This window comes from Nonomuraea sp. NPDC003201, from assembly GCF_053590415.1.
Window position 1 is genome coordinate 1 of sequence record NZ_JBSFTC010000644.1, and the last position, 2,656, is coordinate 2,656.

2 protein-coding genes are annotated in these 2,656 nt (G+C 74.4%); both read left to right on the plus strand.

Features of this window, described 5'->3' with window-relative positions:
- Positions 1-2,290 (plus strand): glycine cleavage T C-terminal barrel domain-containing protein (locus ACWDX9_RS62165; protein WP_449973257.1); only part of this gene is annotated, 2,290 nt, incomplete at its 5' end.
- Positions 2,283-2,656, plus strand: a 374-nt coding sequence (locus ACWDX9_RS62170) for a sarcosine oxidase subunit gamma (protein ID WP_449973258.1), incomplete at its 3' end; no start/stop codon positions are given. The genes ACWDX9_RS62165 and ACWDX9_RS62170, both read left to right, overlap by 8 nt.

A 2,656-nucleotide genomic window follows, 5' to 3' on the forward strand; every position in this document is an offset into this window, starting at 1 on the left:
CCTGCTGGGCACCACCGAGGACATTCCGGGCAGCCCTGCCGGGCAAGGCGGCCACGAGTGGGCGGCGGCGGTGGCGGCCGGCCTGGAGCGCCTGCCGGACGTCACGGTGCTGCGCCGCACCACGGTCTTCGGCTACTACGACGACAACTACCTCATGGCCGTCGAGCGCCGCACGGACCACCTCGGCGCCGCCGCCCCCGCCCACGTGGCCAGGGAGCGGATCTGGCGCATCCGGGCGGGCCGGGTCGTGCTGGCCACCGGCGCGCACGAGCGGCCCATCGCCTTCGCGGGCAACGATCTGCCCGGCGTGATGCTGGCCGGGGCCGCGCGCACCTACGCCGTCAGGTACGGCGTGCTGCCCGGGCGCCGGGCCGTGGTCTTCACCACGAACGACAGCGCCTACGAGGCCGCCTTCGACCTGGCGGACGCCGGCCTGGAGGTGGCCGCGATCGTGGACGTGCGCCCCTCCCCCGGGCCGCTGCCCGAGGCCCGGCGGCGCGGCATCGAGGTGCTGGCCGGGCAGGCGGTCGAGGCCGCCAGGGGCGCGGGCGAGGTCTCGTCCGTCCTGGCCGGCGGGACCGAGATCGAGGCCGACCTGGTGCTGGTGTCCGGCGGGTGGAACCCGGTGGTGCACCTGTTCAGCCAGGCGGGCGGGACGCTGCGCTACGACGAGGACCTGGCCGCGCTGGTGCCCGGGGTCTCGCGGCAGAAGGTCCGCGTGGCCGGGGCCGCCAGGGGCGTGTTCACGCTGGAGGGCTGCCTTGCCGACGGCGCCGGGGACGCGGGGCCGGTGCCGCCGGGGCCCGGGGGGACGCCGTACTGGCTGGTGCCGGCGGACGACCTCGGTGCGCACTTCGTGGACCTGCAGCGGGACGTCACCGCGGCCGACGTGCTGCGCGCCACCGGCGCGGGGCTGCGCTCGGTCGAGCACGTCAAGCGCTACACCACCGCCGGGACCGCGCACGACCAGGGCAAGACGTCGGGGCTGCTGACCTCGGCCGTGGTGGCCCACGCGCTGGGGGTGCCGGTGGGCGAGGTCGGGATCACCTCCTACCGGGCGCCGTACACGCCGGTGAGCTTCGCGGCGCTGGCCGGGCGCGACCGCGGGGCGCTGCACGACCCCGTCAGGGTGACGGCGCTGCACGAGTGGCATGCCGAGCACGGGGCGCTGTTCGAGAACGTCGGGCAGTGGCAGCGGCCGTGGTACTACCCGCGCGCGGGCGAAACCATGGAGGCGGCGGTGCTGCGCGAGTGCCGGGCCGCGCGCGAGGACGTGGCGGCGATGGACGCCTCCACGCTCGGCAAGATCGACGTGATCGGCCCGGACGCGGGAGAGTTCCTCGACCGGCTCTACACCAACCTGATGAGCTCGCTGGCCGTCGGCTCGATCCGGTACGGCGTGATGTGCCGGGCCGACGGCATGGTCTTCGACGACGGCACCGTCATCCGCCTGGCCGCCGACCACTTCCTGGTCACCACCACGACCGGCAACGCCGCCGCGGTGCTGGACTGGATGGAGGAGTGGCTGCAGACCGAATGGCCGTCGTTGCGGGTGCACCTCACCTCGGTGACCGAGCAGTGGGCGACGGTCGCGCTGGTCGGGCCGCGCTCGCGCGAGGTCCTCGCGGCGCTGGCGCCCGAGCTGGCGGTCTCGGCGGCCGACTTCCCGTTCATGACCTGGCGCGAGGCCGAGGTGGCCGGGATCCCCGCCCGGGTGTGCCGCATCAGCTTCTCCGGCGAGCTAACCTACGAGATCAACGTGACCTCCTGGGACGGGCTCCGCCTGTGGACCGCGATCATGGACACCGGCCTGGTCACGCCGTACGGCACGGAGACCATGCACGTGCTGCGGGCCGAGAAGGGCTACCCGATCGTCGGCCAGGACACCGACGGCACCATCACGCCGCAGGATCTGGGCATGTCGTGGGTGGTGTCGAAGAAGAAGCCCGACTTCGTGGGCAAACGCTCCCACGCCAGGGCCGACAGCTCGCGTCCCGACCGCAAGCAGCTCGTCGGGCTGCTGCCGGACGAGCACGGCTTCCTGCTGCCGGAGGGCGCCCACCTGGTGGCCTCCGCCGAGCTGCCCGAGCCGCCGGTGCCCATGCTGGGCCACGTCACCTCCAGCTACCGCAGCGCGGCGCTCGGCCGTACGTTCGCGCTGGCCCTGCTCAAGGGCGGGCAGTCGCGCCACGGCGAGCGGCTCTACGCGCCCGTGGGCGACTCCATGGTGCCGGTGACCGTCACGTCTCACGTCCTGTACGACCCCGAAGGAGCGCGTCGCGATGGTTGAGCGCAGGAGTCCGGCCGGGGCGTTCGCCGGCCGTTTCGAGGCGGCCTCGCGCGGCGGGGCGCTGACGCTGCGGGAGATCCCCTTCCTCACCCACGTCAACGTGCGGGTGGCCCCCGGGACCGACCTCGGCGTCCCGCTGCCGGTCGAGCCGAACACCGCGATCACCTCCGGCGAGGTCACCGCGGCCTGGCTGGGGCCGGACGAGTGGCTGGTGATCGCCCCGCCCGGATACCGGCCCGAGCTGCTGCGCAAGGAGCTCGGCGAGCGGCACGGCTCGATCGTGGACGTCTCGGCGCAGCGCACCACCCTGTTCGTCGGCGGGCCGAAGGCGCGCGACCTGCTCGCCCACGGCTGCGCACTCGACCT